Genomic DNA, 18,610 nt, shown 5'->3' on the forward strand with positions numbered 1-18,610 from the left:
TGGCGCGAGTATGCGCGCTATGCCGAGATGTCGGCCGAGGAGTTGGCGCGCGATTGCGAGGTGCAGGTGTTTCGTGCGACGGGTCCGGGCGGGCAGGGCGTGAACACGACGGACTCGGCGGTGCGTATGAAGCATGGGCCCACGGGGATTGTTGTGACGGCGCGCGAGAGCCGTAGTCAGTTTCAGAATCGCGCGAGCTGCCTGCGTAAGCTGCGCGCAGAGCTTGAGCGTCGTGGCCGTCCGCCGCGCCGTCGCGTCAAGACCAAAGTGCCCCAGCGATCGCGCCAGCGCAGGCTCAACGACAAGCACTTCAATGCGATTAAAAAGGCTAACCGTCGCAAGCCGGGCGGGGAGGAATGATCTTCTCAATAAGTTGCGGTGAAATAGGGACTGTTTCGCGGCTTTAACTGCATAAACAGTCCCTATTTCACCGCAACTTAGGTGGGGTTAGCGGGTTGGGTGCCAGACTTGGAGGGCGCCGGGTAGGATGTCGACTTCGATGCGCGAGGCGACGATGGGCTCGCCGTCGGCCTGGATGGGGTAGTCGGGCTCCTCAAAAGTTAGCTCGGCATGGCGGCAGCGGCGCATGCGAACCGGTGGCAACTTGGTATGGTGGCCGTCCTTGGCCGAAAGGAACATAGGCAGGGCTACCGCGCGAGGGACGGGGCCGCGGGCGTAGCAGACGTCGAGCATGCCGTCGCAGGGGTCGGCATCGGGGCAGATGCGATAGCCCGAGCCATAGGTAGGACCAAGCTGAATCGCCATGATGATCGCCCTCACGCGCTCGGCGGGCGCGCCGTCAAAGCTGACTGTCATGGGGTAGCTGCGATAGCGCAGGCCAAACTGCTCAAGTCCCGAAAGGGTGTAGAGCGGCGCGCCCGTCAAGCCGGTCTTTTTGCGCAGCTCGGTGGTGCCAAGGCCGATGGCGGCATCAATACCGACGGAGAGCGTCTGGTCGTAATACTCGACGATCGCCTCGCCGCTGCCGCTTGCGGGGTTCCATGAGCGAATCCGCCCGATGTCCTGACGCTGCAGCTCGCAGGTGAGTAGCGCGCCAAAATCCTTGCCGGAGAAATCTTCGATATCGAGCGTCTGGGCAAAATCGTTGCCGGAGCCCACGGGCAGGACGGCAAGAGCGGGGCGGGCGTCCTCCTTTTGCGTCATAAGCCCGTTGACGACTTCGTGGATCACGCCGTCGCCGCCGAGTGCGATAACGGTGCGATAGCCCTGAGCCTGTGCGGCAAGCTCCTTGGCGTGTCCCATGTGCTCGGTTAGCACCAGGTCAAACTGGGATGCGCGCGCGGTCATATCCAAAAAGCGCTGCAGGCGCTCGGCAACCTCGCGCGCGGCGCCCGACTGGGCGGCGGGGTTGGCGATGATGAGCGTGCGGCCAAAATCAGTTGCGTGCATGGGGCGACTCCCGGCGTGTGGCATGACGGTGCGGTCTCGCTCAGGTCGAATTGCCCCCGATTGTGGCTGCACGGCGATTATTACATCTACTCTATCAGGTCGTTGTGGCGCTCGATAGCATCCGCTACCGTACCGCCCTCATCCACAATAAGCGAACGGCGCTTGGGTGAGATGATGCGCTGGGCAGGGTACACGCCGCGGTGTCCGCCGGTTAGGTAGCTGATAAAGGCCACGATGACAAAGAACCCGGCGGCCGTGCCGTGGAACAGGTCGATGGCCATCATGCAGGTGGTGATGGGCACGTTGAGGCCGGCGCAGAACACGCCGAGCATGCCGAGAGCCGCCAGAAAACTGGGGTCAAGCCCGGTAAGGCAACCGATCCAGCCACCGAGTGCCGCACCGATGCCAAACAGGGGCGTGACCTCGCCGCCTTGGAAGCCCGCGCCCAGGGTAAGCGCTGTGACGACCAACTTGATGGCTGCGTCCGCCAGGGTGGTGTTGCCTGCAAATCCGGCGCCGGAAAGCCACGTGGAAAGGCCGGCGTAGTTCCAGGCGTCGAGGGGGGCATAGGCGGCCAAAACCACGAGTGCGCCTATGAGTGCGCGGACGAGGTAATTGGTGATAAAGCGACTGTACAGGCTTTTGACGGTTCGAACCGACCAGGCAAAGAGGCGTGCCGTCAGGCCGAAAATAATGGCGCTGATAACAACGATGACAACCGTCCGTGGTGTCATGTTGGGAACGCTGGCGATGACATTCGCCTCGTACTCGGTTCCCAAGGCAAGCGACGTAAAGTAGCCGGTAAACGAGGCGACCAGGCAGTAGATGCCCGCGGTGTAGTCGATCTTGCCAATAAAGCACATCTCCATGCCAAAGAAAGCTCCAGCAAGGGGTGAACCGAATACGGCGCCAAAGGCCGACGAGATGCCGGCGAGCATGAGGTCGTGGTGGTCATGCTTTTTGAGGTGGGCGAGGTTCGAGATGTTGCTGGCGATGGTGCCGCCAATCTGCACCGCGGCTCCCTCGCGACCGGCCGATCCACCCGTTAGGTGCGTGAGCGTAGAGCAGACGAAGGTGAGGACGGCCATGCGCATATGGATGAGGCGTGTGCCCAGAGCGGAGTCGATGACCAGGTTGTTGCCTCGTTTGGCAGCAAGGCCGTGGTTTTTGTACACCCATGCGGTGGCAATGCCCACAACGGGGAGCAATGCGTAGACCCACGCGTGGTGCTCGCGATAGTCGGTCGCGATATTCAGCGAGGCCAAAAACGCCCAAGCGGCAACGCCCATGGCGAGCGAGACGATGACGACGAGCGCGAGCAACTTGGCGCTCGCGAGTAGGTTGCGGGCGTTGCGGCGAGTGTCGGCAGCCAAGAGATGCTCGGAGCGGGTGAGCTGTTGTCTGCCTGTCATGATGACGTCATTAAGGGAGAAAAAGCCGCCGTCGTCGAGCGACTGGGAATGATCCTGCGCCTCGTTTGCGCTTTCGGGTTTGTCGGTAAAAGCCATACGTTCCTCTTTTGGGTTGCAACACGAGCATTATAGAACGTGCCATACGTGACAAACCGGCAGGTTGGTTTTGGTTTTGTTTCGCGGCTTGCGGCCGACAGATGTATTTGCGGGTACAGGCCAAGTCGCGGTCGCGCGTCGAGGGATTATACTGAGAGAAACATAAAGAATCGGCGCTTTTGTTGCGCGCCGCAGCATGCTAGAGGTGTATATGGCTGAGAAACTCATTCCGTTGGAGGACGCGCAGGCGATCGTCTTGTCGCACGTGAATCGCACCGAAGTCGTCGAGATTCCCGTGTGGCAGGCCGCCGGTCTTCCCTTGGCAGAGGATGCTGTGGCCGATATCGACATCTCGCCGTTTGCCAACAGCGCTATGGACGGATATGCCGTGCGCTCGGCGGACTTGGCGCAGGCATCTGGCGAGGCGCCGGTGACGCTCGACGTTATCGGACACGAGGCTGCGGGCCATGTGTTTGAGGGCACAATCGGCGCGGGCGAGACGGTCCGCATCATGACGGGCGCGCCGGTACCCGAAGGTGCCGATGCCGTGGTGAAATACGAGATCGTCGACGTGCTCGATGGCGACGGCAACGAGGGCTCGCGTGTGAGGTTCTCGGCGCCTGCCAAGGTAGGGGAGAACGTTCGCTCTGCCGCCGAGGAGGCCCATGCCGGCGACGTCGTGATGCGTGCCGGCGAGGTTGTGGCCCCGGCCGGCGCTGGCCTGCTGGCAAGCGCCGGTTACGCGAGCGTGAAGGTCCATGCTTCTCCGCGCGTGGGCATTATCTCGCTGGGGACGGAACTGGTCACGCCGAGTAAGGTACCGGCGCGCGGTCAGATTCGCGATTCCAACTCGTCGGCGTTGATGGCCGAGGCGCTCGATGCAGGAGCCGAGCCCGTGTTCTACGGCATTGCGCCCGATGATGAGCAGGCGATTGCCGAGCTGGTGCATCGTGCCGTGCAGGAGTGCGATTTTGTCATTACGAGCGGTGGCGCCTCGGCGGGCGATTACGATTTCGTGACGGCGCTCGTCCGGCGCGAGGGCGAGGTGCTGTTTGACCGCATCTCGATGCGTCCGGGCAAGGCCATCACGTTTGGCTTGCTCGGCGGCAAGCCGTATCTGGGGCTTTCGGGCAATCCCGCGGCGGCGTATGTGGGCTTTGAGATGCTCGCGCGCCCGGCGATTCGCAAGATGCGCGGTTTTGCCGAGGGGGCGCGTCCCGTGCAGCAGGCGACGCTCACGCACGGCGTGAAAAAGCGACAGCATCGCCGCTTCTTCGATCGCGCCACGGTTTTGCGCGACTCCGAGACCGGTGAGCTGTTGGTGACCGAGGCCAAGACGCAGAATTCGGCGTTGCTCGGCACGATGCAGCGGGCCAACTGCCTGCTGCGTATTGACGAAGGTCCGTGTGAGCTCAAGGCGGGCGACGTCGTGGATGTCGTGCGTGTCGACCTGCCTGAGGGCGCCGTGTTGTAGGAGGAATGCTATGGAGCTGAAGATATCGATCGTGACGTGTTCGGATACGCGGGACCTTGCCCAGGACGAGGCTGGAGCCGCACTCGAGGAACTTATCGAGGCGCAGGGCTGGACGGTCGTCTCACATGTGGTCGTGCGCGACGACGTCAGCGAGATCGGTGATGCTATTGTGGAAGCCGCCGATGAGTGCCACGCCAATGTCGTGCTCACCTGCGGCGGCACGGGGCTTTCGATGCGCGATGTGACGCCCGAGGCGACGCGTGCCGTCTGCGATCGCGAGGTGCCGGGTATTGCCGAGGCGATCCGTGCGTACTCGATGACCAAGACGCGCCGCGCTATGCTCTCGCGCGCTATTTGCATGCAACGAGGTCATACACTTGTCGTAAACTTTCCCGGTTCTACTAAGGCCGCCCGCGAAAGCTGGGAGGCCATAGCGGACCAGCTGGAGCATGCGGCTCAGATGACAGCGGGCGGCGGACATACCAACTAAGCGGTTTACCTGCGGCGGAGCGACCTGAACGGCTGCTCCGCCTTTTATTTGCGCCCAAGGGGACGGCATTCTGTAGGCATGCTTGAAACTATATTCTCAGACGAGAATAATTTCTCATAATCATTATTCGCATCGAAGTATAATCTAATTACAGAATAAAGCCCGCGGTGGGGTACCCGGGCACAAGGTCCGAAAGGGTTGAACATGTTCGATATGGTTTCTCGCCGCGGATTCGTCTCACTCTCCGCTGTCGCCGCTGCCGGCCTTGGTCTTACCGGCTGCTCCGGAAACAAGGAGCCTGAGTCGACCGGTTCCGATGCCGGCTCCGCCAAGATTTCGTCCAAGAAGGCTGTCGAGATGCAGGTCTTTGCCGCCAACTCGCTCGAGAAGGCTCTGCCCGAGGTTCAGAAGCTCTACACCGACCAGACCGGCACCGCCTTTGCCGACACGCAGTTTAAGGCGTCTGGCGACCTCGTTGAGCAGATGCGTGCTGGCGCCACGGTCGACGTGCTCATCACCGCCTCCAAGGGCACCATGGACGACGCCGAGGCCGCCGAGCTCGTCGATGCCGACACCCGTGAGGATATGTTCGTCAACGACCTCGTGATCATTCGTGCCGAGGGCTCCGACACCAAGGTCGAGGCCATCGCCGACGTCGCGAATCTGGACGGCAAGATCGCCATTGGCGACGCCAAGACCGTTCCTGCCGGCAAGTACGCCAACCAGGCGCTGGCTTCTGTGGGCCTCTATACCGGCACCGAGGGCGACGACGGCGAGTATGCGCCCGAGATCGCCGACAAGGTCGCACTGGCAGACAAAGTTGGTACCGCCGCCGCCTATGTGTCCACAGGCGACTGCGTTGCCGGTTTTGTCTACAGCTCTGACATCTACCGCTACAACGGCATCGAGGAGGCCTTCGTGTGCCCCGAGGACTCGCACAAGCCCATCGTGTATCCGGGCGCCGTTGCCGAGAGCTCCGAGCATGCCGACGAGGCTAAGGCGTTCATCGACTTTTGCCTGTCCAACAAGAAGGCTCAGAAGATTTGGGCTAAGTACGGCTTTGAGCTTTCCGCGTAGTGCGGCTTGGCGCGATAATTCCATCGTTTTGTGTTTCACTCCGTCCTTGTATTCGCTTGGAGCTTTTCGTGCTTAATAGATTCCGCATACTTGTCGCTTGTGCTTTGACCCTCGCGCTTTGCTGGGTGCCGGGATTTGCGGTTGCTGGGGACGCTGAGGACGGGGCTCAGGTTGCTGCGACCGCTCATGGGCTTTCCTATGGGATCGAGGGTTTTGAGCGGTTGGCCAAGGGGACTGCTCGTGCCATGGAGGGCCAGCCTGAGGGCTACCGGTTTCCCGTTGACGAGGACGTGGACCTTGTAGTGGCGCCTGCTGCCGATCGTGTTGTGGTGTGGATATCGCCCAAGGCGGCCGAGAAGTATGGATTGGATCCGCAGGACAACGAGTGCGTATCGGGTCTCAAGGCCCTCGTCTGCGAGCTCGACAGCGCAAACTCCATGGGAGGTGCGCAGCTAGGGGACGTTGATCTTCCTTGGTATGTTACGGCGGAAACAACGTTTGATGCCGGCGGTTATACCTATGGCTTTGACGAGCGCGGTGCGGATGGGGACCGCTATGTGGTGATTGCATCGGCCTCGGGTGATGCCAAGGGCGGCGCGCGTTGGCTTGATAGCGCTCAAATGGTAGAGGCATCGTCTGTCGTGTTGCGGGATGAGCAGGGGCCCTTGACCTCTCTGGCCTCCTATTTAGGCGGCATCGACTACCGCCCGTTTTGGGTGTCTATCAGAACGAGCGGCCTTGCCCTGGTGATTGCCTTTGCACTGGGCCTGTTTGCCGCGTGGAAGACTATGGGTACCTCGAGTCGCATCAAGGGCCTGCTCGATTCGGTCTTTACGATTCCTATGGTGCTGCCGCCCACGGTCTGCGGCTTTCTGCTCCTCATGCTGTTTGGCCGCTCGACCGGGGTGGGCCAATGGCTCATCGCGCACGGCATCTCGATCGTCTTTACCTGGCCCGCGGCGGTCATTTCGGCTGTCGTTGTGTCGTTTCCGCTGGTCTACCGCACGGCGCTGGGAGCCTTCGATAGCCTCGACACGCAGATGCTCGACGCCGCGCGCACGCTGGGATGGTCCGAGCGACGCATCTTTGCCAAGCTCATGATGCCGCTTGGCTGGCCCTCAATCGCGGCGGGCACGGTGCTCGCCTTCGCTCGCGCGATGGGCGAGTTTGGCTGCACGCTGTTCTTTGCGGGCAACTACGCCGGCATTACGCAGACCATTCCCATTGCGATTTACTTTGAGTGGATGGGCGGCAATACGTCGGTGGCTCTCTTCTGGGTCGTGGTCGTAATAGCGTTCAGCTTCCTGGTCATCCTATTCATCAACATGTACACGGCGCATTCTCAAAAGTATCGCGAGCGGGGCCTTTCCCGTGCGGAGCGCAAGCAGGCCAAAGAGCTCGCCGGACAGGGCGATTCGCTTGACCCGGTGGGCGGTGATGCCTTGCGTATCGATCGCGAGGCGCTGGCCGAGCTTATGCGCGATGGCGCGGTCGCAAAGGGAGGTCGATAAGCCATGTCGCTCGTTCTGGATATCAAAAAGCGCTATCCGGGCTTTACCCTCGACATTCAGCTCGATGCCGGCGAGGAGCGTGTGGCGCTGCTGGGCGCCTCGGGTTGCGGCAAGAGCTGCACGTTGCGCTGCATTGCCGGCGTGGAGACACCCGACGAGGGCAAGATCGTCGTCAACGGCGTGACCTTTTTTGACTCGGCGGCGGGTATCAACCTGTCGCCCCAGGAGCGAAAATGCGCCCTGCTGTTCCAAAACTATCAGCTGTTTCCCAACATGACGGTGGCCGATAACGTTTGCGCCGGTGTTAAGGATGCGGGTGACGCCGCCGCGCGCAAAAAGCTCGCCGAGCGCTATCTGGGCATTTTCGGTCTGGCCGATTTTGCCGACCGCTACCCCGCGCGCCTCTCGGGCGGCCAGCAGCAGCGTGTGGCGCTTGCTCGCATGGTGGCGGCACACCCGGGCATTTTTATGTTCGACGAGCCCATGAGCGCGCTCGACGCGTATCTCAAGAGCGCGCTTGAGCAGAACATGCTCGACCTGTTCGACGTCTGTAACCGTACCGTGCTCTACGTGAGCCACGATATTGACGAGGCATGCCGCCTGTGCGAGCGCATTTGCGTGATGCATAACGGGCATGTGGAGGAGATCGGCTCCGTCGAGGACGTGGTCCGCCGGCCGCAAACCTTGGCTGCGCTGCGCCTGACGGGCTGCAAGAATACGAGCTGCGCGCGCAAGATCGGCGACGAAGAAGTTGAGGCCCTCGACTGGGGCATGACCTTCAACGTGGGCCGTGAGGTTCCCGATAACGTGGCGTACCTGGGTATTCGTGCGAGCTACTTCCATGTTGACAACCGTGCTGAGCGGGGCCGCAACAGCTATGATTTGCATGTGGCTCGCGTGAGCGATTCGCGTTTTGAGCGCTTGGTGCTGTTGGACGTGCCACGTGTCGATGCGCCGACGCGCCTGCAGTGGAAGGTCAACAAAGTGGGCATGCCTGTCGACGAGCTGCCGCAAGCAGGCGAGACGCTGCGCATGCATTTTGATGCCAGCAGGATCCATTTGGTTTGTCGATAGCGCCGGGTAATGCCGTCGGGGATATAAGCCTCGGCGGCTTTGTCTTGCCGTTCGCCGAATGAAGGATGACAAACTCTTATCAATCAAGATAATTATTTATTAAACGACGGCACACGACGCTGTCGTACGAATGTCAACGGTGTTCGCATGGTCGATGACCGTTGATATAGTTGACCTCAACTTGTAAAGGAGGGTGCGCACATGCCGCAGACGACATATATTCGCCGCGTTGCCGCGCGCGCCCTGTATATAGCTCGGAGTCGCATATGAGCAGGTATGTTCACGGCTCCGGGAGAGACGACGCACAACTAAATAATCGACCGCAAAGCAGGTTCCCTAAAATTCCGGGTTTGAGCACGGTCGGGCAATCGCCGTCCGTCGTGCATCGATACCGCTGTTATCCGTTTTTGGTTCGAGAGGGGAACCGTTATGGCTGAAGAATTCGATTTTCATCCGATGTGGGAGAGCCTCGGCATGAATCTTGCCGACCACGACATGCTGCTGGGCGCCGTGGGCCAGATGTACGGCGATATGTTCCTGACGCAGAACAATCGCCCCAAGTCCACGTCCTACCTGGATTTTGTCGCCACCAACATCCACAGCGGCCGTATTAAGGAGATGCTCGACAAGAAGGAGGCCGGCGAGGCCACCAAGATCGTGGGCAGCTTCTGCGTCTACGTGCCCGAGGAGATTGTGCTCGCCTGCGACGGTATCCCCGTGGGTCTGTGCTCGGGTGCCGATTGGGCGACCGACAAGGTCGAGGAGCACTTGCCGCGCAACACTTGTCCGCTCATCAAGAGCTTTGCCGGCTTTAAGCTGGGTGAGGTCTGCCCCTACATTGAGTCGAGTGACTTGGTGGTAGGCGAGAACACCTGCGACGGCAAGAAGAAAGCCTACGAGTTCTTTGCCACGCAAAAGAACATGTACGTCATGGATATTCCCAACGTACACGACGAGTCGACGCTTGTGACCTGGAAGGCCGAGGTCAAGAAGCTCGCCGCCAAGATTGAGGAAGAGTGCGGCGTCACGATTACGCCTGAGCGTCTGAAAGCCGCCATCCACGCCGTCAATGAGAAGCGTCGCGCCCTGCAGCGCCTCGCTGCCACGCGCGCTGCCGACCCAGCGCCCATCAGCGGTCTCGACAGCCTGCTGACCGTTCAGGCCGCCTTTATGGACGACACGCCGCGTCTGACCGGGGCCATCAACGATATGGCGGCTGAGTGCGAGCAGCGTGTCGAGGCCGGCGAGGGCGTGGCGCCCAAGGGGACCAAGCGCATCCTGTACACCGGCACGCCCATGGCCGTGCCCAACTGGAAGCTGTTCAACCTCATCGAGAAGGCCGGCGGCGTTGTGGTGGGCGAGGAGTCCTGCACGGGTTCGCGCTATTACAAGGACTTGGTCGATGAGTCCGGTGAGACGGTTGACGAGATGCTCGATGCTATCGCCGAGCGCTACTTTAAGATCAACTGTGCTGTCTTTACGCCCAACGACCAGCGTATGAAAGACATTGTCCAGATGGCCAAGAACCTGCATGCCGACGGCATTGTCGACGTGGCCCTGCAGTTCTGCACGCTCTACGAGATGGAGTCGTTTGCCGTGGAGAAGGCCGCCGAGGAGGCAGGCATTCCATTTATGCACATCACGACCGACTACGCCGGCGAGGATGCAGGCCAACTGCAAACCAGGATTGAGGCTTTCTTGGAAACCATTTAGGACTATTCGTCCCGGCGGCTTCCCCGGGCACCCGATCTTGCTGTTCAAACCGTCGCTTGCGTACCAAAGTACGCGACGCTCCTCTTTCACGGCAACCTCGGGCACCTGGGAAAGCCGTTTCCTTGGTTGGTTAAAAGGTTTGTTAAGGAGTTATATGTCGGAAAATATTGAGCAGCCGTTGCCGTCCACGTTTGAGGAGTTCAACGAGCAACGCAAGGCGGCGTTTATTCGCGTCAAGGATTATAAGCAGGCGGGTAATCGCCTGGTCGGCTTTTTGTGCAGCTATACGCCGCTCGAGATTATCGATGCCGCGGGGGCTGCGAGCGTGGCTCTGTGCGGTACGTCCGATGAGGTGATTCCCGAGGCCGAGAAGGTGCTGCCGGCAAACCTGTGCCCGCTCATCAAGTCGACCTACGGTTTTGCCTACTCGCAAAAGTGCCCGTTTACGTACTTTAGCGACATGATCATCGGCGAGACCACCTGCGACGGCAAGAAGAAGATGTACGAGCTACTCAACGAGCTCAAGCGCACGCACATTCTGCATCTTCCGCAGGGTCGCGATCGTGCCTACGAGCGTGAAGGCTGGTACGAGGAGTGCCGCCTGCTCAAGGAGGAGCTCGAGGGCTTCTACGGCATCACGATTACCGACGATGACCTGCGCGCTGCCGTCCGTCGTCGCAACCGCTTGCGTGCGGCCCAGCTCGAGATGTTTGCACTGCAGGCTAACCAGCCGGCGGCCATGAGCGGCGTCGACCTGATGAGCACCATGTTTGCCGGTACGTTCAGCTTCGACATCGAGGCCTATACGCAGCAGCTGGAGCAAAAGGTCGCCAAGCTGCGCGAGGCCTACGACGCGGGCGAGCGCCCGGTCGCGGTGGATGCCAAGCGCATTCTGATCACCGGCTGCCCGGTGGGCGGCGTGATCAACAAGATCGGTCGCACCATCGAGTCCAACGGCGGTGTGGTCGTGTGCATGGACGACTGCTCGGGCGAGCGCACGGCGGCCATGATGATCGACCCGGAGGCTCCCGACATCCTGCGCGCCATCGCCGACCGCTACCTGGATATCAACTGCTCGGTCATGACGCCCAACGACGGTCGTATGGAAAACACGCTGGCCATGTGCGAGAAGTACCACGTCGATGGCGTGGTGGAGAGCGTGCTGCAGGCCTGCCACACCTTTAACGTGGAGAGTGCGCGAATGCAGGAGGTTGTCGAGGGTGCGGGTATTCCGTATATGAAGATCGAGACCGACTACAGCAACGGTGACATGGGCCAGATCGAGACCCGAATCGCCGCCTTTATCGAGACCTTGTAGGAGAATGTGACAAAGGGACTGTCCCTTTGTCACATGTGAGGGAGGATGCCAAGGCGCCTGAACGCGCCGCTACCTTTAATGTTTAGATTGGGAGAGAGCCATGATGGGGATCGGGATCGATATCGGGTCGACGGCTGCGAAGGCTGCGGTGGTGGATGGTGAGGGTGCCATTGCGTGGACTTGCGTTATGCCGACGGGCTATTCGTCGGTCGATGCGGCTGAGCGCCTGCGCGGCGAGCTTGCTGCGTCCGGCTACGACGTAGCCGCCGACGACGCGCGCGTGATCGCGACCGGCTACGGCCGTGTCGCCGTGCCCTATGCGCACAAGGTCGTGACCGAGATCACCTGCCATGGCACCGGCGCTGTGGCGCTCTTTGGCGACCACGGCACCGTGATCGACGTGGGCGGCCAGGACACCAAGGTCATCCAACTTAAAGGCGGCCGCGTGGCCAAGTTTGCCATGAACGACAAGTGCGCTGCCGGTACGGGGCGCTTTTTGGAGATCATGGCCGATCGTCTGGGCATTTCTCAGCAGCAGATGGCAGACCTCGCCCGCTCTGGTGAGCCAACCAAGATCAGCAGCATGTGTACGGTGTTTGCCGAAAGCGAGGTCATTAGCCTGATCGGTCGTGGCGAGCCGCGCGAGAATATCGCGCGCGGTGTGATCGAAAGCGTCGTGTCGCGCGTGGCGACTATGGCCGGGCAGGCAGCGGGCGCCCCGTACTACCTGACCGGCGGCCTGTGCGAGAACGCTTACGTTGTGGAGCGGCTGGGAGCGCTGCTGGGCTCGCCGGTGACCACCTCGCCCCAGGCTCGCTTTGCCGGTGCGATCGGCGCGGCGATTCGCGCGCAGGCACTCGCGTAAGGGGTCGGGTTCATGCGCATCCTCAACATCTCGGCGCAAAAGCCCGATAGCACGGGAAGCGGTACCTACCTTGCCGCACTGGTGGCTTCGCAGATCGCGGCGGGCCACGAGGCGGCGGTGCTTTGCGGCGCGGCTCCTGGTGACACACAAGGGGAGCTCGATCCCGCCGCGCATGTGTTTACGGTGCCGTTCGAGACGCCCGAGCTGCCGTTTCGCATCTGCGGCATGTCGGACGTTATGCCCTATCCCTCGACACGCTACCGCGATCTGACGCCTGCGATGGCGGCGGCCTTTGAGCGGGCCTTTGGCACGGCAATCGATCGTGCCGTCGCCGCCTTCAATCCCGATGCCATCATCTGCCACCACTTGTACCTGCTGTGCGCCCTGGTGCGCGAGCGCGTGCGGGGGATTCCCGTGTGCGGCGTGTGCCATTCGACCGATATTCGGCAGATGCTGACCCATGGACTCGCCCATGATCGCATTGTCACGGCGGTCCGCTGCCTCGATGCCGTCTTTTCGCTTCATGCCGAGCAAGCCGAGGAAATCGAGCGCGTTTATGGCGTTGACCAGTCGCGTATCCATGTGATTGGTACGGGCTATGACCACTGGGTGTTTTGCCGTGATGCGCAGGCGGCAAAGGTTACCGGGTCGCTTGTCTTTGTGGGCAAGGTGTGCGTTAAGAAGGGCGTCGAATCGCTCGTGCGCGCGATGGGGCGCTTTGGCGAGGACTCTGATACGGCGTACAAGGTGCGCCCGAGTCGGCTTTTGCTGGTGGGAGGCCATGGCGATACGGATGAGTATGAGCGCATCGCTCGGGCCGCCCGGGATTCTCCCGTGCCGGTGGAGCTCGCCGGTCGTCTGAGTCGCGATGAGCTGGTGCGCGCTTATCGCGAGGCCGAGGTGTTTGTACTGCCGTCCTTTTACGAGGGCCTACCGCTGGTGCCGATCGAGGCGATGGCCTGCGGATGCAAGGTCGTTATGACCGATCTGCCCGGCGTGCGACCGTGGATCGAGGCTACCTTGCCCTGCGCGCCCGTGACGTGGGTGACGCCGCCGCGTATGACGGATGTCGATACGCCCGATGTGCTCGATTGTCCGCGGTTTGAGCATGCGCTGGCAGATGCCGTGGCTCGGTCGCTCGCGGAACCCATCTCGTCCTTTGACCCATCTGCGGTTTCGTGGGATGCCTGCTGGGCGCGTATACTGGAGCAGTTGTCAAACTTGAAAGGAGGTATCGATGGATAAGGATCAGATTAGGCTCACGTCTATGACCGCCGCGAGCGGTTGAGCCGCTAAGTTGGCTCCTGGAGCCCTCGCCCAGGTCCTGGGCGACTTACCCAATGTGCATAACGACAACCTGCTCGTGGGATTCGATGCCTCCGACGATGCGAGTGTCTTCCGCGTTGGCGAAAACCTGGGACTCGTGCAGTCCATCGACTTCTTCCCGCCGATGGTCGACGACCCGTTCCTGTTTGGTCAGATCGCCGCGGCAAACTCGCTGTCGGATATCTATGCCATGGGCGGACGTCCGAGCCATGCCATGAACCTGCTGTGCATTCCCAGCTGCCTGGGCGTTGAGGTCGCGGGGCAGATCCTGGCGGGTGGCGCCGACAAGTGCGTCGAGGCCGGCTGTTCCATCGCGGGCGGCCACACCATCAACGACGACGAGCCCAAGTACGGTCTGTCCGTGAGCGGTTTTGTGCCGCTCGATCGCATGCTCGCCAATAGCGGCGCACGCGTGGGCGATGTTCTGCTGCTGACCAAGGCGATCGGCTCGGGCATCATCACCACCGCCATTAAGGGCGAGCTCATCGAGCAGGACGAGGCCGCAGTCATGTTTGACTCGATGCGCACCCTCAACGAGGCGCCGATTCGTCTGGCCGAGGGACTTGAGCTTCACGGCTGCACCGATGTCACGGGCTTTGGCCTGATCGGGCACGCGTGCGAGATGGCCGAGGGCTCGGGCGTGCAGGTTGAGCTTGCGTCGGGAGCGGTACCGCTCTTTGATCAGGTGCTCGACATGGCGCGCCTGGGCATTATCCCCGCGGGCTCCTACCGCAACCAGGACTTCTTTGGCCCGCGTGTGGCTGCCGGCGAGGACCTGGAGCCGGGCATGTTGGATGCGCTGTACGATCCGCAGACCTCGGGCGGCTTGCTCATCGCGGCGCCTGCTGCCGATGTGGATGAGCTTGCGCGCCGTCTGCATGCCGAAGGACGTATCGCCTCCGTCGTCGGCCGCGTGTGCGAGCCGGTGCCGGGCGGTTCTGCCGTTCGCGTTGTGCATTAAGGAAAACTGTTTATGCGACTGGCTACTGTTCTGGGCGGTCCCTTTTGAAAGGATGTAACTATGTCTACCAAAATTGAAGTCAATGCCATGGGCGATGCCTGCCCGCTGCCTGTCGTCAAGACGCTCAAGGCTCTGAAGCAGCTCGACGGCGAGGGCGCCGTCGTGACCTCGGTCGATAACGAGACCGCCGTCAAGAACATCTCCAAGATGGCGCAGGAGAAGGGCTGCGCGGCCTCGGTCGAGAAGGTTTCTGACGCCGAGTGGCACGTGACCGTGGCGACCTCTGGCGCCGTTGCCGTGGCTGATCCCGAGCAGGATGGCGCTGCCTTCTGTGATGCCAGCGCCGGCAAGGGCAAGCTCGTCATTTCCGTCTACACCGACTGCATGGGCCGTGGCGACGACGAGCTGGGTCACAAGCTCATGAAGGCGTTTATCTTCGCCGTGACGCAGCAGGAGGAGCTGCCCGCGACCATGCTGTTCTACAACGGCGGCGCCAAGCTCACTGTCGAGGGCTCACCGGTACTCGACGACCTGAAGGGTCTGGCCGAGCAGGGTGTCGAGATCCTTACCTGTGGTACCTGCCTCGACCACTATGGCATTAAAGACCAGCTTGCTGTGGGCGAGGTCACCAACATGTACGTGATCGTGGAGAAGATGGAGCAGGCCGTGCGCGTCGTGCGCCCGTAGCGTATTGGTTGGAGTTGCCATGAGGGAGAAGCGCCCGGCGCTTGTCATCACGTTTCCCACCACGGCGGCCGCCATGGGGTGCGAGACCCTATGCATCGAGCGCGGACTTCCCGGGCGCGCGATTCCCGTGCCCGGGGAGGTCGCTGCCGGCTGCGGCTTGGCGTGGAAGGCGCTGCCTTCGGATGAGGGCCTGCTGCGCGGCGAGCTTTCCGCGGCGGGCGTCCCCACCGAGGGTTTTACGGTGATCGACATGTGGGAGGTCGTGCGATGATCTACCTGGATAACGCGGCGACGACCATGTATAAGCCGCAAACGGTCATCGATGCCGTGACGCAGGCTATGTGCTCGCTCGGCAATGCCGGGCGCGGTGCCACGTCGGGTGCGCTCGATGCGGCGCGTACCATCCACGGCTGCCGCGCCAAGCTTGCGCGCTTGTTGGGCTGCCCGCGTGCTGACCATGTTTGTTTTACGCCCAACTCCACCGCGGCGCTCAACACCGTCATCAATGGCGTGGTGCGCCCCGGCGACCGCGTGGTCACGACGGTGCTCGAGCACAACTCCGTGCTGCGCCCGCTCAATCGTCTTGCGGCTGAGCGGGGCGTGACCGTTGAGCATGCCGGATGCGACGCCAACGGCGTGCTCGACTATGACGAGCTTGAGCGCTTGATGACGCCGGGTACGCGCGCCGTCGTGGTGACGCAAGCATCCAACGTGACCGGCAATGCGGTCGATATCGTGCGCGTGGCGGCTATGGCACACGCCGTCGGCGCGCTGGTGATTGTCGATGCGTCGCAGTCTGCCGGTACGGCGCAGATTGACATGCAGGGCATGGGACTCGATATCGTGTGCTTTACCGGCCACAAGGGGCTGATGGGTCCCCAGGGCACCGGTGGCCTGGCTGTGACGGAGGGCGTCGACGTAGCGCCGTGGGCCATGGGCGGCACGGGCGTGCACAGCTTCGATGCGCTGCAGCCGCATGAGTGGCCGACGCGCCTGGAGGCGGGCACACTTAACGGCCATGGTATTGCCGGTCTTTCCGCTGGACTCGATTTTATCGATACCCAGGGAGGGGTCGAGGCGATTGCTGCCCACGAGCGTGCGCTTGCCGATCGCTTCCTTGCCGGCGTGCGCGAGATTCCGGGGATTAAGCTCTACGGTGCCTTTGACCAGCCGACGCACTCTGCGATTGTGTCGCTCAACGTGGGCGATATCGATTCTGCCGAGATCTCGGATGCGCTCATGCAAGGGTGGGGGATTGCGACGCGCCCCGGCGCCCATTGCGCCCCGCTCATGCACCGTGCGCTGGGAACCGAGCGCCAGGGCGTCGTCCGCTTCTCATTTGGGTATTTCAACACGACCGAAGAAGTCGACACGGCTATCGATGCTCTGTGCGATTTAGCCTGCTAAAGCTGCTAGAGCGTATATACTTGCGGGACGGGTGTTTTTGCCCGTCCCGTTTTTGTTTCGACCCGAAAGGTGTGTCTATGGCCTCATCCGCGCCGCGCGGTCTGCGCTCCGACCATGTCGTCACCGTCGGCATCGCCCTGTTCTCGATGCTCTTTGGCGCCGGCAACCTCATTATTCCACCACTGCTGGCGCTGCAGGCAGGTTCTGCCACGCCGGTCGCCATGCTCGGCTTTCTCATCGCCGCCATCGGCCTGCCCGTCATGGGCTTTATCGCCGTGGCGCTTGCCGGAACGGCGCGCGAGCTTGCCGGCCGCGTGCACCCCAAGTTCGGTGAGTTCTTTGTCGCGGCGGTCTATTTAGCGATCGGCCCGTGCCTGGCCATTCCGCGTACGAGCTCCACGGCCTTCGAGATGCTGGTGCCGCTGCTGCCCGAGGGCGTCTCGCTTGGCACGGCTCGCCTGGTGTTTGCCGTTGGCTTCTTTGTCGTCGCGTTTGCGCTCACGCTGCGTCCGGGCGTCATCACGCGCGTGCTCGGCCGCATTACGGGCCCCGCGCTCATTGCGCTCATCGTGCTGGTTGTGGGTGCTGCCGTAATCTCGCCGCTGGGACCGGCTGCTGCGCCTCAGGCTCCCTACGATGCGGGCGCTGCCGTGCAAGGCTTTTTGACCGGGTACCAGACCATGGACCTGCTCGCGTCGCTCGCCTTTGGCATCATCATCGCCGAGACCATCCATGAGCTTGGTGTTACCGACGATAAGCGCGTGGCCTTCGAGATCTCGCGCTCCGGTGTGATCGCCGGCGTGCTCATGGCCATCATCTACTGCGGCCTGGCGCTTGCCGGCATGCAGCTCGGCACGGTTATGCCCGACGCCACCAACGGCGCCGCCATCCTTGCCCGTTCGGCCTCCATGCACTTTGGCCTAGCCGGCACGGTCGTGGTCTTTGCGATCTTCTTCCTCGCCTGCATGAACGTGTGCATCGGCCTCATCAGCTGCTGCTCGCGTTACTTCTGCGAGACGTATGTGGTCGAAGGGGGAGCGGAGGCTTCCGAGGAGGCCATGCGCCGTCCCTTCGCGATTCTCGCCTTTGTGTTCGCGGCGTTTTCGTGCGTGCTCTCCAACGTGGGCCTCGACGTGATCCTTATGTTCTCGGTGCCCATGCTTAATGCCCTGTATCCCGTTGCCATTGTGCTGGTACTTATGGGCCTGATGCACGGCTTTTGCGACGCGCATCCGCAGGTGTGGGTCTGGGTCGGCGGTGTTGTCGCGGTGCAGAGTGTGATCACCTCGGTCCGCGATGCGTTCTTTGCGGGCGCGTGGCTGCCGTTCGATGCGTTGCCGCTGGCAGATATCGGTGCTGCGTGGGCGCCGGTTGCTGTGGTGGCGTTTGTGATCGGTCTGGTTCATAGCCAGTTTGTCACACATTCGAGGAGCTAGGGTTTCTGCGCTTGCACAGGCGGGGAGTCTCCCCTATAATTTCTTTCGCTTTGGGACACGCAAGGTTTATGCCTTAGCTGCTCAACACCTTCGGGACGTGGCGCAGTTTGGTAGCGCGCCTGCTTTGGGAGCAGGATGTCGCAGGTTCAAATCCTGTCGTCCCGACCATATCTTGCGGGCGTAGTTCAATGGTAGAACCCCAGCCTTCCAAGCTGATGACGCGGGTTCGATTCCCGTCGCCCGCTCCATAAGATAGCTTTAACGGCTCTGGCTCCATTTGGTGCCAGAGCCGTTTTCATAAGCGTGCCGGGCGACGGGAATCGAACCCGGCAGGGTGCGAAGCTGAGAAAATG

Annotated in this window: 16 protein-coding genes, 2 tRNA genes and 1 pseudogene; 17 read left to right on the forward strand and 2 right to left on the reverse strand. The window is 61.8% G+C overall.

Going from position 1 to position 18,610, the window contains the following annotated elements; translation table 11 throughout:
• Positions 1-51: 51 nt before the first annotated feature.
• A pseudogene (locus I2G43_RS05365) lies at positions 52-360 on the forward strand (peptide chain release factor-like protein); the annotation flags it as partial.
• 87 nt (positions 361-447) lie between these two features.
• Here the strand turns inward: I2G43_RS05365 and I2G43_RS05370 are convergent.
• Both I2G43_RS05370 and I2G43_RS05375 read right to left on the reverse strand, forming a co-directional pair.
• Positions 448-1,410 (reverse strand): diacylglycerol/lipid kinase family protein, encoded by a 963-nt coding sequence (locus tag I2G43_RS05370; protein WP_195535372.1) that lies wholly within the window; start codon positions 1,408-1,410, stop codon positions 448-450.
• Positions 1,411-1,496: 86 nt separating this feature from the next.
• Positions 1,497-2,918: a chloride channel protein gene (locus I2G43_RS05375; protein ID WP_195535373.1), complete on the reverse strand. Its 1,422-nt coding sequence runs from the start codon at positions 2,916-2,918 to the stop codon at positions 1,497-1,499.
• Between the two features lie 211 nt (positions 2,919-3,129).
• On the opposite strand from I2G43_RS05375, the gene glp reads away from it, so the two are divergent.
• From glp to I2G43_RS05455, 16 genes are all read left to right on the forward strand, one after another.
• Positions 3,130-4,392: a gephyrin-like molybdotransferase Glp gene (glp, locus tag I2G43_RS05380; protein WP_195535374.1), complete on the forward strand. Its 1,263-nt coding sequence runs from the start codon at positions 3,130-3,132 to the stop codon at positions 4,390-4,392.
• A gap of 10 nt (positions 4,393-4,402) precedes the next feature.
• Complete coding sequence (locus I2G43_RS05385) at positions 4,403-4,882, forward strand: MogA/MoaB family molybdenum cofactor biosynthesis protein (protein WP_195535375.1); 480 nt, start codon at positions 4,403-4,405, stop codon at positions 4,880-4,882.
• A gap of 204 nt (positions 4,883-5,086) precedes the next feature.
• On the forward strand, positions 5,087-5,959 hold the full coding sequence (gene modA / locus I2G43_RS05390) for a molybdate ABC transporter substrate-binding protein (protein ID WP_195535376.1): 873 nt from the start codon (positions 5,087-5,089) through the stop codon (positions 5,957-5,959).
• Between the two features lie 245 nt (positions 5,960-6,204).
• Positions 6,205-7,470, forward strand: a complete 1,266-nt coding sequence (gene modB / locus I2G43_RS05395; RefSeq protein ID WP_229071603.1) for a molybdate ABC transporter permease subunit — start codon at positions 6,205-6,207, stop codon at positions 7,468-7,470.
• Between the two features lie 3 nt (positions 7,471-7,473).
• Positions 7,474-8,544 carry a sulfate/molybdate ABC transporter ATP-binding protein gene (locus I2G43_RS05400; RefSeq protein ID WP_195535377.1) on the forward strand — a complete coding sequence of 357 codons (1,071 nt, stop codon included), beginning with the start codon at positions 7,474-7,476 and terminating at the stop codon, positions 8,542-8,544.
• A gap of 429 nt (positions 8,545-8,973) precedes the next feature.
• Positions 8,974-10,257: a double-cubane-cluster-containing anaerobic reductase gene (locus I2G43_RS05405; protein ID WP_195535378.1), complete on the forward strand. Its 1,284-nt coding sequence runs from the start codon at positions 8,974-8,976 to the stop codon at positions 10,255-10,257.
• Positions 10,258-10,411: 154 nt separating this feature from the next.
• Positions 10,412-11,575 (forward strand): double-cubane-cluster-containing anaerobic reductase, encoded by a 1,164-nt coding sequence (locus I2G43_RS05410; protein WP_195535379.1) that lies wholly within the window; start codon positions 10,412-10,414, stop codon positions 11,573-11,575.
• Between the two features lie 100 nt (positions 11,576-11,675).
• Entirely contained in the window at positions 11,676-12,440 is a 765-nt protein-coding gene (locus I2G43_RS05415; protein ID WP_195535380.1) for an acyl-CoA dehydratase activase, read from the forward strand.
• Between the two features lie 12 nt (positions 12,441-12,452).
• A complete protein-coding gene (locus tag I2G43_RS05420) occupies positions 12,453-13,685 on the forward strand; it encodes a glycosyltransferase family 4 protein (RefSeq protein ID WP_195535381.1) in 1,233 nt (410 codons plus the stop codon).
• Positions 13,678-14,727: a selenide, water dikinase SelD gene (gene selD, locus I2G43_RS05425; protein ID WP_195535382.1), complete on the forward strand. Its 1,050-nt coding sequence runs from the start codon at positions 13,678-13,680 to the stop codon at positions 14,725-14,727. Before I2G43_RS05420 ends, selD begins: the two co-directional genes overlap by 8 nt.
• Before the next feature lie 60 nt (positions 14,728-14,787).
• The gene (gene yedF / locus I2G43_RS05430) at positions 14,788-15,414 is read left to right on the forward strand and encodes a sulfurtransferase-like selenium metabolism protein YedF (RefSeq protein WP_195535383.1); all 627 of its coding nucleotides are present in this window, start codon (positions 14,788-14,790) and stop codon (positions 15,412-15,414) included.
• A gap of 19 nt (positions 15,415-15,433) precedes the next feature.
• Complete coding sequence (locus I2G43_RS05435) at positions 15,434-15,685, forward strand: DUF3343 domain-containing protein (RefSeq protein WP_195535384.1); 252 nt, start codon at positions 15,434-15,436, stop codon at positions 15,683-15,685.
• On the forward strand, positions 15,682-16,821 hold the full coding sequence (locus I2G43_RS05440; RefSeq protein ID WP_195535385.1) for an aminotransferase class V-fold PLP-dependent enzyme: 1,140 nt from the start codon (positions 15,682-15,684) through the stop codon (positions 16,819-16,821). Before I2G43_RS05435 ends, I2G43_RS05440 begins: the two co-directional genes overlap by 4 nt.
• Before the next feature lie 77 nt (positions 16,822-16,898).
• Complete coding sequence (gene brnQ / locus I2G43_RS05445; protein WP_195535386.1) at positions 16,899-18,257, forward strand: branched-chain amino acid transport system II carrier protein; 1,359 nt, start codon at positions 16,899-16,901, stop codon at positions 18,255-18,257.
• 91 nt (positions 18,258-18,348) lie between these two features.
• A tRNA-Pro gene (locus tag I2G43_RS05450) sits at positions 18,349-18,425 on the forward strand.
• Positions 18,426-18,431: 6 nt separating this feature from the next.
• A tRNA-Gly gene (locus I2G43_RS05455) sits at positions 18,432-18,505 on the forward strand.
• Positions 18,506-18,610 lie beyond the last annotated feature (105 nt).

This window comes from Collinsella aerofaciens (assembly GCF_015557435.1).
Taxonomy (GTDB): domain Bacteria; phylum Actinomycetota; class Coriobacteriia; order Coriobacteriales; family Coriobacteriaceae; genus Collinsella; species Collinsella aerofaciens_Z.